This window comes from Nocardia transvalensis, from assembly GCF_015477765.1.
GTDB classification, from domain to species: Bacteria; Actinomycetota; Actinomycetes; order Mycobacteriales; family Mycobacteriaceae; genus Nocardia; species Nocardia transvalensis_A.
This window is the reverse complement of sequence record NZ_JADLQQ010000011.1, coordinates 43753-61264: the sequence shown is the minus strand read 5'-3', so window position 1 is coordinate 61264 and position 17512 is coordinate 43753. Positions and strand designations below refer to the sequence as shown.

Below are 17512 nucleotides of genomic sequence, written 5' to 3'. Positions count from 1 at the left end.
ACCTTAGGTAGGTTAGGCAACCCTATCTCAGTAGGTTACGCTGTGGCCGATCGGCCGGAACAAGGAGTGACAGCGGACATGGAGTCAGGACAGCAGCAGGGCAGCATCGATCGGGACGAGATCCGTGCCGCGATCGCCGAGCAGCTCGGCGTCACCGCGTCCGACATCGCGGATCACGACGATCTCATCCAGCTGGGCCTGGACTCGATCCGCACGATGAAATTGGCCGGAGGCTGGCGCAAGCGTGGCATCGACGTCAACTTCGCTCAGCTCGCGGCCGCCCCGAGCGTCGATTCCTGGTTCGAACTGCTCGGCGGTTCGCAGGCCGCGCCGACCAGGGACGCCCCGGCGGCGAGCACCGCCGATCCGGCTGCGGACGAGCCGTTCCCCCTGGCCACCATGCAGCACGCCTACTGGATCGGGCGTTCGGACGAGCAGGAACTCGGCGGCGTCGCCGCCCACCTCTACGTCGAATTCGACGGCGGCGCAACCGATCCCGCGCGCTTGGAGCGGGCGGTCGCCGAGCTGGTGGCCCTGCATCCGATGTTGCGCACCCGATTCCTCCCGGACGGCACTCAGCAGACTCTGCCAGAACCCGGACGCCCGGTGTTCTCCGTCGTCGACCTGCGTGGTCGCGATCCCGAGACGGTCGAGGCGACGCTGGAGCAGTTGCGCGACACCAAGACCCATCAGCGGCTGGCCATCGAGGACGGCCAGGTCATCGACATCACCCTCACCCTGCTCGACGACGAGCGCAGCCGACTGCACCTGGACGTCGACATGCTGGCCGGCGACGCGATGAGCTACCGCGTGCTGACCTCCGATCTCGCCGAGCTGTACCACGGTGCGCGGCTGCCGCGGCCGGACTACAGCTATCGGCGTTACCTGACCGAACGCCAGGGGGATTCCGTTGCGCGCGAGCGTGATCGGCAGTGGTGGCAGGAGCGCTTGCCGGAACTCCCCGGTGCGCCGGAACTTCCGACCGTGCCCGCGGGCCGCCGGGCCGAGCCGCATCGCACCGTGCGCTACAACCACTGGCTGGCTCCCGAGGCGAAGGAGCGGCTGCTCGCGGCGGCGCATCGGCGCGGCGTGACACCGGCCATGGCGCTGGCGGCGGTCTTCGCCGAGACCATCGGCGGCTGGTCGGCGCAGCCTCGTTTCCTGCTGAATGTGCCGTTGTTCCACCGGGAACCGGTGCATCCCGACATCGACCGCATCATCGGCGATTTCACCTCCTCGATCATGCTGGAGGTCGACGTCACCGAGAACATGACGGTCACCGAGCGGGCCGCGAGCCTGCAGCGCGCCATGCACGAAAGCGGTGCACACGCGGCCTATCCCGGGCTGGACGTGCTGCGCGACCTGAGCCGGTTTCGTGGCGAACCGGTGCTGGCGCCGGTGGTCTACACCAGTGCGCTCAATCTCGGTGAACTGTTCGCCGACCGTGTCACCGAGACCTTCGGCGAGCCGGCGTGGATCATCTCGCAAGGGCCCCAGGTCCTGCTCGACGCCCAGGTCACCGAGGTGCGCGGCGGTCTGCTGCTCAACTGGGACGTGCGCCGGGACGCATTCCCGGAGGGCATGATCGACGCCATGTTCGCCTGCTACACCGCGGCGATCGGGCGCCTGGCCGATGAGGCGGGCTGGTCGGCAGAGGCCGCGGTGCGGCTGCCCGTCGAGCAGGCATTGGTGCGGGCCCGCGTCAACGCGACCGACGGACCGGTCAGCGGCCGCTGCCTGCATCAGGGGTTCTTCGACCACGCCGCGACCGCTCCCGATGACGTCGCGGTGGTGTGGGGTCTCGGTGCCGAGGCCGGTGCCTGGACCTACGGTGACCTGGCCCGACAGGCCCTCGCCGTGGCCGGGGCATTGCAGGCGAGCGGGGTGCGCCCCGGCGATGCGGTGGCCGTGCAGTTGCCCAAGGGACGCGAGCAGATCGTGGCCGTGCTGGGCGTGCTCGCGGCCGGGGCGGCCTATGTGCCTATCGGTTTCGACCAGCCGGTGGCGCGGCGGACCGAGATCCTGTGCACCGCAGAGGTTTCCGCGGCGCTGAGTGTCGCGGGCGCCGAAATGGGCGATCCGGCCGTGCCGTGCCTGGCGCTGGAGGACGCCCGTGAGTATCCGAAGCCGTTGGCGCAGGCTGTCATCCCGGCTACCGAGCAGATCGCCTACGTGATCTTCACTTCCGGGTCGACCGGTGTGCCCAAGGGCGTCGATGTCCCGCACCGCGGCGCGATGAACACCATCGATGCGGTCAACGACTGGTTCGATGTGGGCGGTGCCGATCGCGTACTCGCGCTGTCGGCCTTGGAATTCGATGCCTCGGTGTACGACATCTTCGGCATGTTCTCGGTGGGTGGTTCGCTGGTCGCGGTCGATGCGCGGCAGCGCGCGGAGGCCACCAGCTGGGTGGAATTGCTGCGGCAGCATCGGGTTTCGATCCTCAACTGTGTGCCGAGCATGCTCGACATGATTCTGGAGATCGGCGGCGACCGGCTGGGCGATTCACTGCGCGCGGTCACCCTGGGCGGGGACTGGGTGGGTGCGGAGCTGGCGCGGCGGCTGGCGCGGCAGGTGCCCGGCTGCCGGTTCTCCGGCCTGGGCGGTGCGACCGAGACCTCGATCCACAACACGATCTGCGAGGTGTCCGATCCCCCGGCGGACTGGACGAGCGTTCCGTTCGGTGTGCCGCTGCGAAATGTGCGGTGCCGCATCGTATCTCCCGCCGGGCGGGACTGTCCGGACTGGGTTCCGGGCGAGCTGTGGGTCGGTGGCGCGAATGTGGCCGCGGGCTACCGCAACGATCCGGAGCGCACGGCCCAGCGCTTCGTCGACTTCGACGGCCTGCGCTGGTACAAGACCGGTGATATGGCTCGGTACTGGCCCGACGGCACCATCGAATTCCTCGGCCGTGCCGATCACCAAGTCCAGATCCGCGGGTATCGCGTGGAATTGGGCGAGGTGGAGAGCGCGCTGCGCCGGGCATTCGGTGTCCGCCACGCGGTGGCCGCGGTGCTGGACGGCGGCGCTCCGAAACTCGTCGCGGCCGTGTCGGGAACGGTCGATTCGGCCGAGAACGTGCTGGCCACGGCCGCAGAGCTGTTGCCCGCCTACATGGTTCCCACGCGGCTAGAGATCCTGGACCCGATGCCGTTGACCGCCAACGGGAAACTGGACCGGCGCGCGGTGCTGGCGGCCCTGCGGTCCGGTGCCGCCGAGGCCCAGGACAACGCCCCGAGCACGGATCTGGAAGCCGCGCTCGTGGACATCGTCTCCGGTGTCCTGGGCACCGATCGCGTCGGCGTCCACGACGATTTCTTCGCCCTCGGCGGCGACTCGGTACTCGCCACCACCGTCATCGCCCGCATCCGCGAGTGGCTGGACGCCCCCGACACCGTGGTAGCCGACCTGTTCGCCACGCGAACCATCGCGGGCCTGGCCCAACGCCTCTCGACCCGCGAAGCCGCCAACGGCACCCCCGACCGCCTCGACACGGTCGCCCGCCTCTACATGGAGGTCGCCGCCATGACCGACGAGGAAGTCCTGGCCCAGGCCTGACAACCCGGGCCCAGACCCCGTCAACCCACAACTCCCGTCGTCTCGGTCGGACCCGCGACTTCAATCACCCCACGGCAGGTCCGCCCGCCCCCGTCGTCGGCCGTAGGCCCCTCACAGTCCCGTCGTCTCGGCCCCCTGGGGCCGAGACGACGGGATCTCCCTCACCCCAAAATGTGTACGTCGTAGAAGAACTGGTAGCGCGACGGATCGTCGGGCAGGAACCAGTGGAACCCTTCTTCCAGAAACACCGCCACCAAGTTGATTCCGATCACCAGGGCGAGGAATCCGATGGCGAGCATCCCGACGATCCGGTGCGGCTTGTCCGGAATAACCTGGGCCGCGGTTTCTTTCGCGAAACAGGTGACCACGCCGATCGTCGCGATCGCGGCGACGAACAGGATCCACGCCCAGACATACAGGTGCAGGCCCAGCACCGGTCCGCCGTATCCCGGATCGCCGGGCAGGATGTGCAGCATGGTCTGTCGCCAGGAGGTGAAACCCCCTGCCACACAGGCGACTATGGCCAACCCCCACCCCGTCGCGTAATCGCGGGGCGCAATGAAGCCGGACATACCCTTGCGCACGATGTAGGCACCGCCGATCGCCGCCAGCAGCATGAACATGCGCTGCACCAGGCACAGCGGACACGGATAATCCCAGGCGATGAACTGATCGCCGAGTCCGCCGCAGACGACACCGCACCACCCGACGATGAAGACGACGGCGAGCCAATACTGCAGCTGCCCGAGCCGCGAACTCCATTGCGCGGTGGTCTGTTCGGTCATGGCGCTCACCACGTCAGTCCCAGGCCGAGGCCGCTGGTGATGTGGTGGCGCAGCAGCACGAGCGTCAGGGCGAGCACGATCCACCACCCGGCCAGCACCCAGCGTCGCGAACGTTGCTGATACAGCAGCACCACAACCGCGAGCAAACCCGCAAAGATGATCGTGTCCATACTCTCGGACGGTACGTCGGCGGTGATGGCATCCGGTGGATCGACGCGTGGACACGCCGCGCGCGGGCCGTCTCTGAATCTGTCGCAAACAGCTGGCAAGTACTGGTCGGTCGGATGTAGATGTCGAGCCGGAAGACGTAGCCCTGCGGCACCTCTAGACTCTTGGAAGTGAACCGATGGGACACTTCCGGCATCCCCGATCAGAGCGGCCGCACGGTCATCGTCACCGGCGCCAATAGCGGGATCGGCGCGGCGACAACGCGATCGCTGGTCGCGGCGGGTGCGCGAGTGATCATGGCGTGCCGCGACGAGGTGAAGGCGCGGGCGGTCGCGAATTCGATCGGCGAGCGGGCGGTGGTGCGCCGCCTCGACCTGGCCGACCTGTCGTCGGTCCACGAGTTCGCCGACTCCGTCGACCGCGCCGACGTGCTGATCAACAATGCCGGCGTGATGGCCGTGCCGCTGCGCCGCACCGCCGATGGTTTCGAGATGCAGATCGGCACAAACCATTTCGGGCATTTCGCACTCACGGGCCTGCTGCTCGACAAGATCTCCGACCGCATCGTGACGGTGTCCAGCGGTGCCCATGTGATCGGCAAGATCGACCTGGGCGATCTGAACTGGGAGCGGCGCCGCTACGACCGCTGGCAGGCTTACGGCCAGGCCAAGCTGGCCAATCTGATGTTCGCCTACGAGCTGCAGCGGCGGCTGACCGCGGCGGGCTTGTCGAAGATCTCGGTTGCCGCCCACCCGGGCTACGCCGCCACCGAACTGCAGTCGCATACCGAATCGTTCATCGACACGATCATGGCGTTCGGTAACCGTGTGCTGGCGCAGAGCGCCGAAATGGGCGCGCTGCCAACGCTGTACGCGGCGTCGGTCGCCGACGTGGAACCCGGCGCGTTCTACGGCCCGTCCGGCTGGCGCGGGCTGCGCGGGTATCCGGTGCGCTGCGGTTCGTCGTCGGCCTCGCGCGATGAGGTCACCGCTCGTCGCCTGTGGGAACTGTCGGAGCAGCTGACCAAGGTCAGCTACCCGTTCGTGCGCCGTCAGACCTAGGCCGACACCTGCGGCCCGGCGCCGTGGATCCGCGGTGGCGCAGGTCACAATCCGGCGTTGTCACACTTCCTCCGCCGCCCTCGTCCTCTTTGTGTACGGACGCCGCGAGTGATGCGGCTCGAGACACCTGAGGACGCAGTCATGGAACCCCGATTCAACCTGTTCGCCAGCGACATTGCTGCCAAGTTCGTCAAGCGCATCGGCAATGCGGGGCTGACGATCGAGCAGTCCCCGCTGCCCAAGTCCACGTACGAACTGGTCAAGATCCGCGCCAGCCAGATCAACGGCTGCGGCTTCTGCACCGATATGCACACCAAGGACGCCGCGGCCGCCGGCGAGACCTCGGTGCGGCTCAACCTCGTCGCCGCCTGGCGCGAGGCGACCGTGTTCACCGAGGCCGAGCGGGCGGCGCTGGCCCTGACCGAGGAGGGCACCCGCATTGCCGATGCCCACCACGGAGTCAGCGACGAGACCTGGGAGCAGGTGCGCAAGCACTACAACGACGACCAGATCTCCGCCCTGATCTGTGCGATCGCCCTGATCAATACCTACAACCGCCTGAATGTGATTGCCCGCACCCCTGCGGGTAGCTACGAGGTGGGCATGTTCGACTGAGTGGGGTCGTGGACGAGGGCGACTGTAGCGAGTGTCTGCCGAATCACGGAGGATGCTCTCCGAATCGGGCAGATGTACCTGGTACAGTCGCCCTCGTGCAGCGCGCGTATTTCTGGTTTATCAAGCCGGCCCTGGGTGGGCCGGTCGGTGAACCGCGCTGACCTTCTCCCCACCCCGTGCCGGATAGCAAACCGGCTTGCGGGGAATCCAGTCTCGGTGGGTCGGTTTGAGAAAAGGAACCCACACGATGACATCCGTCGACGCGAGTGCCGCCGACCTCGACGATCAGCGCACCCTGAGCATCAGCCCCCTGCTGTCGCCCGCGGACGTGCGCCGGGCCTTCCCGATCGATGACGCGCTGGCCGAAACCGTGCGTGCCGGTCGCCGAGCCACCGTCGATGTGCTGAACGGTGACGACGACCGCCTGATGGTGATCGTCGGCCCGTGCTCGGTGCACGATCCCGACGCCGCCCTCGACTACGCTCGCCGGCTCGCGGTCAAGGCCGCCGAGCTGGCCGATCACCTGCACGTGGTGATGCGGGTGTACTTCGAGAAGCCGCGCACCACGCTCGGGTGGAAGGGCCTGATCAACGACCCGCACCTGGACGGAAGCTTCGATGTGAACACCGGCCTGCGTCTGGGGCGGCGGCTGCTGGCCGACATCACCGCGCTCGGCTTGCCGGTGGCCTGTGAATTCCTCGACCCGATCACCCCGCAGTACATCGCCGATCTGGTCTCCTACGGTGCGATCGGCGCGCGGACCGCGGCCAGCCAGGTGCACCGGCAGTTGTCGAGCGCGCTGTCGATGCCGGTCGGCATCAAGAACGGCACCGATGGAGACGTGCAAGTGGCCGTCGACGGGGTGCGTGCGGCCGCGGCGAGTCATGTCTTCCCCGGCACCGATCTGGATGGGCGTGCCGCGCTGATCCGCACGGCCGGCAACCCGGACTGTCACGTGATTCTGCGGGGCGGCAGCACCGGCCCCAATTACGATGCCGCATCGGTCGCCGACGCCTGCATCCGGCTGGAGAAGGCCGCGCTGCCCCAGCGGGTCGTGGTGGACGCCAGTCACGGCAACAGCAACAAGGACCACAACAAGCAGGCCGACGTGGTGGCCGACATCGCCGAGCGGCTGGCCGCCGCGGAGCCCGGCGTCGTCGGCATCATGATGGAAAGCTTCCTGGTAGCGGGCCGCCAAGACCTCACCCTCGGCCGCTCCGCCGACCTCGTCTACGGCCAATCCATCACCGACGCCTGCCTGGACTGGCCCACCACCGAAACCCAACTGAACCACCTGGCCACCGCCATAGCCCACCGCCGCCGCTAACCCCTGCCCCGGCGCTGGCGCGCCGAGGCAGGGGAACCAGTGATCGCTTCTGGCAGGAAGCCAGAGGCCGCTTCGGGCTGGGGAACCAGTGGCCGCTTCCGGCTGTGGAGCGGGAGGCCGCTTCTGGCTGTGGAGCGAGAGGCCGCTTCTGGCTGTCGAACGGGAGGCCGCTTCTGGCTGTGGAACGGGAGGCCGCTTCCGGAACGGGAGGCCGCTTCGGGTTGGGGAACCAGTGGGCGCTTCGGGCTGGGGAACGGGAGGCCGTTTCGGGTTGGGGAACCAGTGGGCGCTTCGGGCTGGGGAACGGGAGGCCGTTTCGGGTTGGGGAACCAGTGGGCGCTTCGGGCTGGGGAACGGGAGGCCGCTTCGGGTTGGGGAACCAGTGGGCGCTTCGGGCTGGGGACCGAGAGGCCGCTTCCGACTGGGGAACCCGAGGTCGCTTCTGGCTGGGGTACGGGAGGCGCTTCTCCTCTGGTTCCCGGCCCGGCGCGTCCTCTGATTCTGCCGTGGTCGGCCTCTGGTTCCCTTGTTGCAGTCGGTGTCTGGGTCCTTTGCTGGGGTGGGTGTCTGGGGTCTTTGCGGGTGGGTTTCTGGTCATTGCCGTGGTGGCGTTTGGTTTCCCTTATCGCGGTGGGCTTCTGGTTTCCCTGCCCCGGCGCGCCAGCGCCGGGGCAGGGGTCTCTGACGGTGACTCGGGACGGCTGTTGATGGGAGGGCCACTGGGTGGGAAGTGGATCGCGACAGGTGGGGAGGGGCGGGTGAGCATGGGGGAATGATCGAGATCGGTGCTGTGGTGGGGGTTGGGCTGGCGGCGTTGGGGCTGGTGGTGACGCCGGGGCCCAACATGATGTATCTGGTGTCGCGGACGGTATCGCAGGGGCGGCGGGCCGGGTTTGTGTCGTTGGCGGGGGTGGCGGTGGGGTTTCTGGTTTATCTGGCTGCGGCGACGGCGGGGATTACCGCTGTTTTCGCGGTGGTGCCGGGGTTGTATATGACGATGAAGCTGGCCGGGGCGGCGTATCTGCTCTGGTTGGCGTGGAAGACGTTGCGGCCGGGCGGGGTTTCGGCATTCGCGCCCACCCGGCTGCCCACGGATTCGGTGCGGCGACTGTTCGCCATGGGGCTGGTCACCAATCTGCTCAATCCGAAGATCGCGATCATGTACATGGCGCTCATCCCGCAGTTCGTGGACCCCGCGCACGGCCGCGTGTGGCTGCAGAGTCTCGGCCTGGGCGCAGTGCAGATCGCCGTCGCGCTGGCCGTGAACGGGCTGATCGTGCTCGGCGCGGGAGCGTTCGCCGCCTTTCTGGGCGGACGGCCGCAGTGGGTGCGCGCCCAGCGCTGGATCACCGGAACCCTGCTGGGCGGCGTGGCGATCATGCTCGCCACCGACCGCGCCCGCCCGGCCTAGCTCCCGCGCGGCGTACTAGGGGGTCGAACGGACCGGGTGGGCGGTGTGGAGGCGGCGGATGGCCTCCTTGAGGGTGTTGTCCTGTTTGCAGAAGGCGAAGCGCACCAGGCGATTCCAGGAGGTCTTGTCGTCGGCGAAGACGCTGAGCGGGACGGCCACCACACCCAGGCGTTCGGGCAGTTCGCGGCAGAAGGCCAGGGCGTCGCCCGGGGTGAGACCGGCGATGTCGGCGCAGACGAAATAGGTTCCGTCGCTGCGCTTCACGCCGAAACCGGCGTCGGCCAGCGCCTGCGACAGCCGGATCCGCTTGTCGGCCAGGCTGTCCCGCAGCGCAGCCACCCACTGCTGCTCGTGTTCGAGGGCGTGCGCCACGGCCGGCTGGAACGGCCCGCCGCCGACGAAGGTCAGGAACTGCTTGGCCGCGATCACCCCGTCGATCAGCGGCGCCGGACCGCACGCCCAGCCGATCTTCCACCCCGTCACGCTGAAAGTCTTGGCGGCACTGGATATCACGACGGTGCGGTCGAACATCCCCGGCAGCGTCGCGATGCTGATGTGCTCGTGCCCGTCGAAGGTGAGGTGCTCGTACACCTCGTCGGCCACGACCAGCAGATCGTGCTGCTGCGCGAGGTCGGCGACGGCCTGCAGATCGGCGCGTCCCAGCACCGTGCCGGTCGGATTGTGCGGCGAATTCAACAGCAGCATCCGGGTTTTCGGCCCGATCGCGGCCCGCAGGCTGTCCAGATCGAGGGCGAACCCGTCGCCGTCGGGCACCAACCGCGCCGTGCGCCGGGTGGTCCCCGCCAACGCGACGGCGGCCGCGTACGAGTCGTAATACGGTTCGATCAGCACCACCTCCTGGCCCGGTTCGACGAGCCCGAGGATGGAGGCGGCGATCGCCTCGGTGGCACCGACCGTCACCAGCACCTGGCTGTCCGGGTCGTACTGGGTGCCGTAGCGCCGCGCCCGGTCCGCGGCGATGGCCCGCCGCAGCGCGGGCACGCCCCGCCCGGGCGGGTACTGGTTGAATCCGTCGGCGATCGCCTGCCTGGCCACCTCGAGCATGGCCGCGGGCCCGTCGGTGTCCGGAAAACCCTGTCCGAGGTTGACCGCGCCGTGGCGGACGGCGAGCTCGGTCATCTCGGCGAAGATCGTCGAAGCGAAGGGCCGCAAGCGGGCAACGGTCGGCGTCTGCTGCATGGTGACACGGTAGCCCGCCCCCGCTGACGCGGGGGAACGAGAGGGATCGCGGGGACCGACCGTGAGGGATCGCTGGGGACCGGATGGGACTGGGCTCAGGCGACGGCGGGTCGGCGGGTGCTTGCGCGGATGCGGAGGTGGGCGGACAGGACGACGCGCTGGGGCGGGAACTCCTCGCCGGAGATGCGGCGCAGCAGCAGTTCGGTGGCGCGGCGGCCGATGTCGTAGCTGGGCTGTTCGACCAGGGTGATGGGCGGGGCGAAACCGGCCCAGCTCATCTCGTCGAAACCGGCCAGCAGCAGATCGTTCGGGAAGCTCACCCCGGCCTGGCCCAGGGCGTCGAGGGTGCCGACCATCATCAGGTTGTTGCCGACGAACAGCCCGTCCGGACGCTCGGGCAGGGCGAGCAGAGCGCGCGCGGCCGCGCGACCACCCTCGATGCGATAGTCGCCGCGCACCTCGAGGGCCGGATCCGGGTCGAGACCGGCCTCGCGCAGGGCCGCCCGATACCCGGCGAGCCGGCTGGTGGCCGTCGACGCGTCGACAGGACCGGTGATCATCGCGATGCGCCGGGCCCCCGCGGCGATCAAATGATCGACAGCCTCCTTGGCCGCCTTCTGGTTGTTCACCGTGACGCTGTCGACCTCGGCCCAGCGCAGCCGCCGGTCGATGGCGACCACCGGAATGCCACGATCGGTGAGGGTGTCGATGCGGCTGGCGTTGGTCGACGACGGGGACAGGATGACCCCCGCCATCCGTTCCGCCGCCGCGACCTCCAGATACCGCAGCTCCTTGTCCAGGCTTTCATCGGAATTGGCCAGCACCACCGAGTAGTCGTGCTCGCTGGCGGCGTCCTCGACCCCGCGGGCGAGCGCGGTGAAGAAGGGATTCTGGATATCGGCGATGATGAGGCCGAGCACCTTGGTGGCCCGGGTGCGCAGCGACCTGGCCTGACTGTTGGGCCGATAGCCCAGTTTGGCGACGGCGGCGCGCACCTGCTCGCGCAGCTCCGGCGCAACCCGAGGGTCGCCGTTCAGCACTCTGGACACGGTGGCGGGCGAGACACCGGCCAGCGCCGCGACATCGCGGATCGTCACCGCCATCCACCACCGCCTTCTGTCCGGGCCTCGAGAAAACGATTCCTCACCGCTGTCGTCGATACTGCCAGTATCCGTCGAAACCCCGCATCGACCGGCTGGTCTGTGCGAACCTATGGTATCGGAAATCGATTTCTGAGATCGACGTCACACGGGGAGAAAACCCGCTGGGACGAGGAGGCCGCCATGGCTCGCATCGGGCTGCTGTCCATGTCCGACGGACGCGACTACGTCCACCGCGACATCACCGAATTCATCTCCGAGGGCGCCGCGGCGCTGGCCGCCGCCCTGCGCGACGCCGGGCACGAGGTGGTCGTCGGCGACATCGTCTGGACCAATCAGCTGGCCACCTCCGCCGCTCGCCGCCTCGCCGACCACCGAGTGGATCTGACCGTATTCCATTACGCCGTCTGGGCTTTCCCGCACTTCACCATGCTCGCGGCCGAGGCCACCCCGGGTCCGCTGCTGCTGTTCGGCGGGCTGGATCCGGTGCAGCCCGGCATGGTCGGCATGCTCGCGGCGGGCGGCGCGCTGGACCAGATCGGCCGCCGCCACACCCGGGCGTGGGGCGATATCAACGACCCCGAGACCCGCGACCGCGTGCTCACCCGGGTGCGTGCGGCCGCGGCCACACAGGCGTTGCGCGGCTCGACATTCGGACGGATCGGCGGACGCCCGATGGGCATGTACACGGCGGTGGCCGATACCGATCAGTGGATGCGCACCTTCGGCGTGGACGTCGAGGAGATCGACCAGTGGGAGATCGTGCGGCGCAGCGAACTCGTCGACGCCGGGCGGGTCACGCTGGCGCGGGAGTGGCTGGAGAAGAACGCGGCGGGCGTCCACTACGACGGCAAGAGCCTCACGCCCGACCTGCTCGAGCGCCAGCTCCGCTCCTACTACGCGATGCGCGAACTCATCGACGACTGGCATCTGGACTTCTCCGGAATCAAGGGCCAGCCGGAGCTGACCACCCACTTCGCCACGATGGATATCGCCGAGGCATTCCTCAACGACCCCTACGACTGGGAGGGCCCCAAACCCACCCACGTCACCGCCACCGAATCCGATATGGATGCGGCGCTGACCATGCAGTTGCTCAAGGGCCTGTCCGGAACCCCGGTCCTGTTCGCCGACGTCCGGCATTATCACGCCGACCGGGACGTCTGGGATCTGTGTAATTCCGGCCAGCACGCCACCTGGTTCGCCGCGCGGTCCGACGACCCGCTGGAGAACCTGGCCAGGACCCACTTCTATCCGGAGGTGTTCTTCTTCCCCGCGGGCGGCGCGTCGGTCCATCACCTGGCCGCACCGGGTTCGTTCACGCTGGCCCGGCTGACCCGCCTCGACGGCCGCTACCGCATGCAGGTGATGCGCGGCGAATTCGAGACCTACGACGCCGCCACCAACGAGGCCATGATGCGGATGTCGACCTTCGAGTGGCCGCACGCCTTCGCGCGGCTGCGCGTCGATGCCGGTGAATTCCTGAGTCGCTTCGGCGCCAACCACATTCACGCGATTCCCGGTGAACACGTGGCCGAGCTGCGGGCGGTCTGTGAGCTACTCGATATCGACTACGACGGCTTCGGCGACGCCGCCTGACGGAAGGGACTGCACCACAGCGGCTTTGCGAGGAAGAGATGACCGGCACCGAGACCGAGGAACGCACGGTGCTGCTCACCATGAGCGGTATCACCAAGGGCTTTCCGGGTGTTCAGGCCTTACGAGGGGTAGACCTGACACTGCGCCGCGGTGAGGTGCTGGCGCTGCTCGGCGAGAACGGCGCGGGCAAGTCCACGCTGATGAACATTCTCGCCGGGGTGTTCCCGCCCGACGACGGCAACATCGAGATCGACGGCAGCGCAGTGCATCTGCGCTCACCCAAGGATGCCGCGCGGCACGGTGTCGCGATGATTCATCAGGAACTGAACCTGGTGCCGGAGCTGTCCATCGCGGACAACCTGTTCCTGGGCCAGGAGTTACGCACCGCGCGCGGCACCCTGGATCGCAAGGCCATGGATGCCCGGACCCGCGAGCTGCTGGCCCGGGTCGGTCTGCGGTTGCCGCCGCGGCGGCCGGTGCGGTTGTGCCGGTTGGCCGAACAGCAGCTCATCGAGGTCGCCAAGGCGCTCAACCACCGGCTGAAGGTGCTGGTGATGGACGAGCCGACCTCCGCACTCACCGAATCCGAGGCGCAGCGGCTGTTCACCGTGATCCGCACGCTCAGCGCCCGAGGGGTAGGCGTGGTCTACATCTCGCATCGCATCGAGGAACTGGCGCAGATCGCCGAGACGGTGATGGTGCTGCGCGATGGGGCACGGGTGGGACAGCGCCCGATGAAATCGACCGCTCGCGGTGAACTCATCCAGCTCATGGTGGGCCGCCCGCTCGGTGAGCTGTATATACGTCGGCCCGAACAACATTCGGGCGGTCGGACCCGCCTGCGGGTGGACGGGTTGTCGACCATGCCGCCGACCGGGAGCGATGCCGTCGCGCTGCAGGATATTTCGTTCGAGGTGTCGGCCGGAGAGATCGTCGGATTGGCCGGTCTGATGGGCGCCGGGCGCAGCGAGGCCCTCGAGGCGCTCTACGGTGCCGGTCCCGGCGTGACCGGCACGATCGAGCTGAACGGGCGACCCTATCGGCCGCACAGCCCGCGCCACGCCATCACCCGCGGCCTCGCACTGGTTGCCGAGGATCGCAAGGCGCAGAGTCTGGTGCTGGACAACACTGTTCGGTTCAATGCCTCCCTGGCGGCGCTGCGCCGTTTCCTGCGGCCGTGGCGGACGGTGGATGCGCGCCGGGAACGCACCGAGGTTGCGCAGCAGCTGACCGATCTGCGGGTGAAGGCCGCGTCTCTGTCGACTGCGGTCGGGACCCTCTCGGGCGGGAACCAGCAGAAGGTGGTCCTGGCCAAATGCCTGCTCACTCGTCCGTCGGTCTTGCTCGTGGACGAGCCGACCCGCGGGATCGACGTCGGCGCCAAGGCGGAGATCCATGCCCTGATGGATCGGTTGGCCGAGGCCGGTGCCGCGATCGTCGCGGTGTCGTCGGAACTACCCGAGCTGATCGGCATGTGCGACCGCATTCTGGTGCTGTGCGAGGGGCGGATCACCGGTGAATTCCATCGCGATCCGGCCCGTGGCGCTCCATTCGAACAGGAAGCGATTCTCGCGGCGGCGATGGCACGGGCCGCCACCACTCGACCCACCCCCGCGGCAGATCTCCAGGACGGACCATGACCGACGAAGCCGTACCCGCGGGGATACGCACCCGCCTGAGCCGATTGCTGCCGTATCTCGGTGCCACCCAAGGCTATATCGGCCTGCTCCTGGTGATCGCCGTCGGCATCGCCACCAAGGGCCAGTACTTCTGGAATCAGGCCAATCTCACCAATGCCATCGCGGCGTTCTCCTCGCGCGGCATCCTCGCCGTGGGCGTCACCCTGGTCATCCTGACCGCGGGCATCGATCTGTCGGTGGGATCGATCCTGGGCATCGGCTCGATGACGGCGGCGATGCTGCTGGTACATCAGGATCTGAGTCCCTGGCTGATCGTTCCGGCCTGCGCGGCGGTGGGGGCCTTCTTCGGCCTGTGCAACGGCCTGGGCACCACGGTGCTGCGGATCCAGTCGTTCGTCATGACGCTGGCCATGCTGTCGATCGTGCGCGGCATCGACCGGCAGATCTCCGACAATGTCGCCGTCGGCACGGCGGTCCTGGACGAGAGCGGGCAGCTGACGCCGCGCGCCGAACAATTCGCGCTGCTCGGCACCCCCGGACACACCCTGTTCCAGGGGACGTGGCTGCCGCTGGTCGGCACCGCCGGGATCGCCTATCCGGTGCTGGCCTTCATCGTGGTCTGTATCGTCTTCCAACTCATACTGACCAAGACGCGGTTCGGCAGGCACATCTACGCGGTGGGCGGGAACCCCACGGCGGCAAGGCTGTCCGGCGTCAATGTCACGCTGGTAGTGGTGGCGGTGTTCACCCTGTCCGGCATGCTCGCCGGGTTCGCCGGTTCGATCGATGCCGCCTACAGCGCGTCCGCGGATCCCTTGGCGGGCACCGGATACGAGTTGGATGCCATTGCCGCCGCGGTGATCGGCGGCGCCAGCCTGGCCGGTGGGCGGGGCGCCATCACCGGCACCTTCGTCGGCGCGCTGATTCTCACGCTGCTCGACAACGTCCTGGGGCTCAACGCGGTCAGCACCAACGCGCAGCTGATCATCAAGGGCCTGATCGTGGTGGTCGCCGTGGTGCTGCAGCAACCCGAATTCTTCCGCCGGCTCGTCGAGCCGCTGGCCCGAATCTCGTTCAGGAGCAAGTAATGTCGATACTTCGTCGTTTCACCCTTACCGCGACAGCGTTGTGCGCCGCGGCCGTGCTCGGGTCCGCCTGTGCGGCCAATCCGCCGAGTCCCGACGGAGACGGTAAACAGTTCGTCGTCGGGTACTCCCAGTCCAACAATGCCGAACCCTATCGGGCGCAACTGAATCTGCAGCTGCAGTACTACGCCAAACAGCACCCGGACCTGAAGCTGCTGCCGATCACCGATGCGCATCAGGACAGCGCCACCCAGGTGAGCCAGGTGCAGAACTTCGTGCAGCAGAAGGTCGATGCGCTGATCGTCTCGCCCAACGAGCCCGCGCCGCTGACGGCGGCGGTGCAGCAGGCGTGCGCCGCGGGCATCCCGGTCATCATCCTGGATCGCACGGTCAACACCGACTGCTATTCCGCCTTCATCGGCGGTGACAACTACACCATCGGAAAGCTCGCGGGTGAGGCGGCGGTGGCGGCGCTTCCGAACGGCGGCAATGTCGTCGAGCTGCGCGGCATCCTGTCCTCGCAGCCCCAGATCGATCGGGCCCAGGGCTTCCGGGACGCCATCGCCGGCCGCAACATCACCATCGTCGAGCAGCAGGAAGCCAAGTGGCTCAAGGCGAATGCCACCGCGATCATGCAGCAGTGGCTGTCGAAGGGGACCGCGATCGACCTGGTATACGCCCACAACGACGATATGGCCCTCGGCGCCCACCTGGCCATTCAGGGTGCGGGCAGGGCCGGGACGATCCAGATCATCGGCATCGACGGGCTGGCCATTCCGACCGGCGGTATCCGGGCGGTCCAGAACGGCCAGCTGCTGACCACCTTCGTCTATCCGACCTGCGCCGAACAGGCGGTCGACACGCTGGTCAAGCTGCTGCGCAAACAGCCGGTGGAAAAGAAGCAGATCCTGCCCACCACGCAGGTGACCAAGGAGAATGCCGCGCAGCTGTATCAGCAGTACGACATGTCCGGCAAGGTCGGCGGGTAGGCGTCAGTACGGAACCCGCACGCCCCGCAGCTTCGCCGGATTCACCAGATCGTAAGCGGCCCAGACCGCTCCGTCGCGGACGGTGAATCCGAGGATGCGGGCGGGCGACCCCGGGACGCCGTCGCGCGGCGCGCGCTCGTGCAGTAGCAGGCCGAGTTCCCCGTTCACGCTGACGAATTCGTACTCGAGGGCGCCGGGCTCGGACAGGTCCATGCGGTACTTGTTCAGCAGGCCCACCACCAGGCGGCCGATGCGCTCGGCGCCCACCACGGTGTTGAGCACGGTGCGGGTCGTGCCACCGGCGTCGGAGACGAAGACGGCATCCGGGTGCAGGGCGGCCACGATGGCCTCGACACTGCCGGTGGCCATCGCGTCCATCAAGCGCTGCACCGCGGCGAGATGCTCCTCGTGGCGAGCCGGTTCGGGGGTGCGCGCCACCGCCTTGCGGGCCCGGGCGGCCGACTGCCGCGCCGCCTCGGCCGAGACGCCGAGGATCTCGGCGATCTCGTCGAACGGCACCCCGAATCCGTCGTGCAGCACGAACGCCACCCGCTGCGGTGGGGTCAGGGTGTCCAGGACCACCAGCGCGGCGAGCCGGAAATCCTGTTTGCGGACCACGGCCTCCAGCGGATCCGGCATGCTCGACGGCGTCCGGGCCGACACCACCGGCTCCGGGAGCCATTGCCCGACATAGCTTTCCCGCCGGGACGCGGCACTGCGCAACCGGTCCAGGCAGATCCGGCTCACCACCGTGGTCAGCCAGGCCCGCAGATCCTCGATCTCCGACTGCCGGGCGGTCGCCAGCCGCAGCCAGCTCTCCTGCACCGCATCCTCGGCATCGGTGACGCTGCCGGTCAGCCGATAGGCGACCGACAACAGGTGCGCCCGATGAGATTCGAACAGATCGGCGAGCAGAGCGGCAACCATTGTCCGGATTCTACGGTCGCCGGAAAACGGCTGGGTCGACCGGGAGT

Annotated in this window: 14 protein-coding genes; 9 read left to right on the top strand and 5 right to left on the bottom strand. The window is 68.2% G+C overall.

What is annotated here, in order from left to right; all coding sequences use genetic code 11:
• The first annotated feature begins 78 nt into the window (after window positions 1-78).
• Window positions 79-3558: a non-ribosomal peptide synthetase gene (locus tag IU452_RS29170; RefSeq protein ID WP_195112416.1), complete on the top strand. Its 3480-nt coding sequence runs from the start codon at window positions 79-81 to the stop codon at window positions 3556-3558.
• Between the two features lie 161 nt (window positions 3559-3719).
• Here IU452_RS29170 and IU452_RS29165 read toward each other — a convergent pair whose 3' ends face one another.
• Both IU452_RS29165 and IU452_RS29160 read right to left on the bottom strand, forming a co-directional pair.
• The gene (locus IU452_RS29165) at window positions 3720-4343 is read right to left on the bottom strand and encodes a disulfide bond formation protein B (protein WP_195112415.1); all 624 of its coding nucleotides are present in this window, start codon (window positions 4341-4343) and stop codon (window positions 3720-3722) included.
• 5 nt (window positions 4344-4348) lie between these two features.
• Window positions 4349-4513, bottom strand: coding sequence for a DUF5993 family protein (locus IU452_RS29160; protein WP_195112414.1), 165 nt, complete (start codon window positions 4511-4513; stop codon window positions 4349-4351).
• Between the two features lie 168 nt (window positions 4514-4681).
• Here IU452_RS29160 and IU452_RS29155 point away from each other — a divergent pair, with 168 nt between their 5' ends.
• From IU452_RS29155 to IU452_RS29140, 4 genes are all read left to right on the top strand, one after another.
• Window positions 4682-5572 (top strand): oxidoreductase, encoded by an 891-nt coding sequence (locus tag IU452_RS29155; RefSeq protein WP_195112413.1) that lies wholly within the window; start codon window positions 4682-4684, stop codon window positions 5570-5572.
• Between the two features lie 141 nt (window positions 5573-5713).
• A complete protein-coding gene (locus IU452_RS29150; RefSeq protein ID WP_195112412.1) occupies window positions 5714-6187 on the top strand; it encodes a carboxymuconolactone decarboxylase family protein in 474 nt (157 codons plus the stop codon).
• A gap of 247 nt (window positions 6188-6434) precedes the next feature.
• Window positions 6435-7514 (top strand): 3-deoxy-7-phosphoheptulonate synthase, encoded by a 1080-nt coding sequence (locus tag IU452_RS29145; protein WP_195112411.1) that lies wholly within the window; start codon window positions 6435-6437, stop codon window positions 7512-7514.
• Window positions 7515-8286: 772 nt separating this feature from the next.
• Window positions 8287-8925 (top strand): LysE family translocator, encoded by a 639-nt coding sequence (locus IU452_RS29140; RefSeq protein ID WP_195112410.1) that lies wholly within the window; start codon window positions 8287-8289, stop codon window positions 8923-8925.
• Window positions 8926-8940: 15 nt separating this feature from the next.
• Here IU452_RS29140 and IU452_RS29135 read toward each other — a convergent pair whose 3' ends face one another.
• Both IU452_RS29135 and IU452_RS29130 read right to left on the bottom strand, forming a co-directional pair.
• Window positions 8941-10125 (bottom strand): pyridoxal phosphate-dependent aminotransferase, encoded by a 1185-nt coding sequence (locus IU452_RS29135; protein ID WP_195112409.1) that lies wholly within the window; start codon window positions 10123-10125, stop codon window positions 8941-8943.
• A 95-nt stretch (window positions 10126-10220) separates the two neighbouring features.
• Window positions 10221-11228, bottom strand: a complete 1008-nt coding sequence (locus IU452_RS29130) for a LacI family DNA-binding transcriptional regulator (protein ID WP_195112408.1) — start codon at window positions 11226-11228, stop codon at window positions 10221-10223.
• A gap of 180 nt (window positions 11229-11408) precedes the next feature.
• On the opposite strand from IU452_RS29130, the gene IU452_RS29125 reads away from it, so the two are divergent.
• Genes IU452_RS29125 through IU452_RS29110 form a run of 4 tightly spaced genes read left to right on the top strand, consistent with a single transcriptional unit; the run spans window position 11409 to window position 16538 of the window.
• Window positions 11409-12824, top strand: coding sequence for an L-fucose/L-arabinose isomerase family protein (locus tag IU452_RS29125; protein ID WP_195112407.1), 1416 nt, complete (start codon window positions 11409-11411; stop codon window positions 12822-12824).
• A 38-nt stretch (window positions 12825-12862) separates the two neighbouring features.
• Window positions 12863-14464, top strand: coding sequence for a sugar ABC transporter ATP-binding protein (locus tag IU452_RS29120; protein WP_195112406.1), 1602 nt, complete (start codon window positions 12863-12865; stop codon window positions 14462-14464).
• Window positions 14461-15552, top strand: a complete 1092-nt coding sequence (locus IU452_RS29115; RefSeq protein WP_195112405.1) for an ABC transporter permease — start codon at window positions 14461-14463, stop codon at window positions 15550-15552. Before IU452_RS29120 ends, IU452_RS29115 begins: the two co-directional genes overlap by 4 nt.
• Window positions 15552-16538, top strand: coding sequence for a substrate-binding domain-containing protein (locus IU452_RS29110; RefSeq protein ID WP_195112404.1), 987 nt, complete (start codon window positions 15552-15554; stop codon window positions 16536-16538). The genes IU452_RS29115 and IU452_RS29110 overlap by 1 nt, the downstream gene beginning before the upstream one ends.
• Window positions 16539-16541: 3 nt before the next feature.
• Here the strand turns inward: IU452_RS29110 and sigJ are convergent, their stop codons facing one another.
• Window positions 16542-17465 (bottom strand): RNA polymerase sigma factor SigJ, encoded by a 924-nt coding sequence (gene sigJ, locus IU452_RS29105; protein WP_195112403.1) that lies wholly within the window; start codon window positions 17463-17465, stop codon window positions 16542-16544.
• Window positions 17466-17512: the final 47 nt, after the last annotated feature.

Bases quoted from the DNA above. Each gene is read 5' to 3' on its own strand.
- IU452_RS29150 (WP_195112412.1), top strand. From the start codon at position 5,714: ATGGAACCCCGATTCAACCTGTTCGCCAGCGACATTGCTGCCAAGTTC.
- IU452_RS29110 (WP_195112404.1), top strand. From the start codon at position 15,552: ATGTCGATACTTCGTCGTTTCACCCTTACCGCGACAGCGTTGTGCGCC.
- IU452_RS29165 (WP_195112415.1), bottom strand. From the start codon at position 4,343: ATGACCGAACAGACCACCGCGCAATGGAGTTCGCGGCTCGGGCAGCTG.
- IU452_RS29135 (WP_195112409.1), bottom strand. From the start codon at position 10,125: ATGCAGCAGACGCCGACCGTTGCCCGCTTGCGGCCCTTCGCTTCGACG.
- IU452_RS29145 (WP_195112411.1), top strand. From the start codon at position 6,435: ATGACATCCGTCGACGCGAGTGCCGCCGACCTCGACGATCAGCGCACC.
- IU452_RS29130 (WP_195112408.1), bottom strand. From the start codon at position 11,228: ATGGCGGTGACGATCCGCGATGTCGCGGCGCTGGCCGGTGTCTCGCCC.
- IU452_RS29140 (WP_195112410.1), top strand. From the start codon at position 8,287: ATGATCGAGATCGGTGCTGTGGTGGGGGTTGGGCTGGCGGCGTTGGGG.
- IU452_RS29120 (WP_195112406.1), top strand. From the start codon at position 12,863: ATGACCGGCACCGAGACCGAGGAACGCACGGTGCTGCTCACCATGAGC.
- IU452_RS29115 (WP_195112405.1), top strand. From the start codon at position 14,461: ATGACCGACGAAGCCGTACCCGCGGGGATACGCACCCGCCTGAGCCGA.
- IU452_RS29170 (WP_195112416.1), top strand. From the start codon at position 79: ATGGAGTCAGGACAGCAGCAGGGCAGCATCGATCGGGACGAGATCCGT.
- IU452_RS29125 (WP_195112407.1), top strand. From the start codon at position 11,409: ATGGCTCGCATCGGGCTGCTGTCCATGTCCGACGGACGCGACTACGTC.
- sigJ (WP_195112403.1), bottom strand. From the start codon at position 17,465: ATGGTTGCCGCTCTGCTCGCCGATCTGTTCGAATCTCATCGGGCGCAC.
- IU452_RS29160 (WP_195112414.1), bottom strand. From the start codon at position 4,513: ATGGACACGATCATCTTTGCGGGTTTGCTCGCGGTTGTGGTGCTGCTG.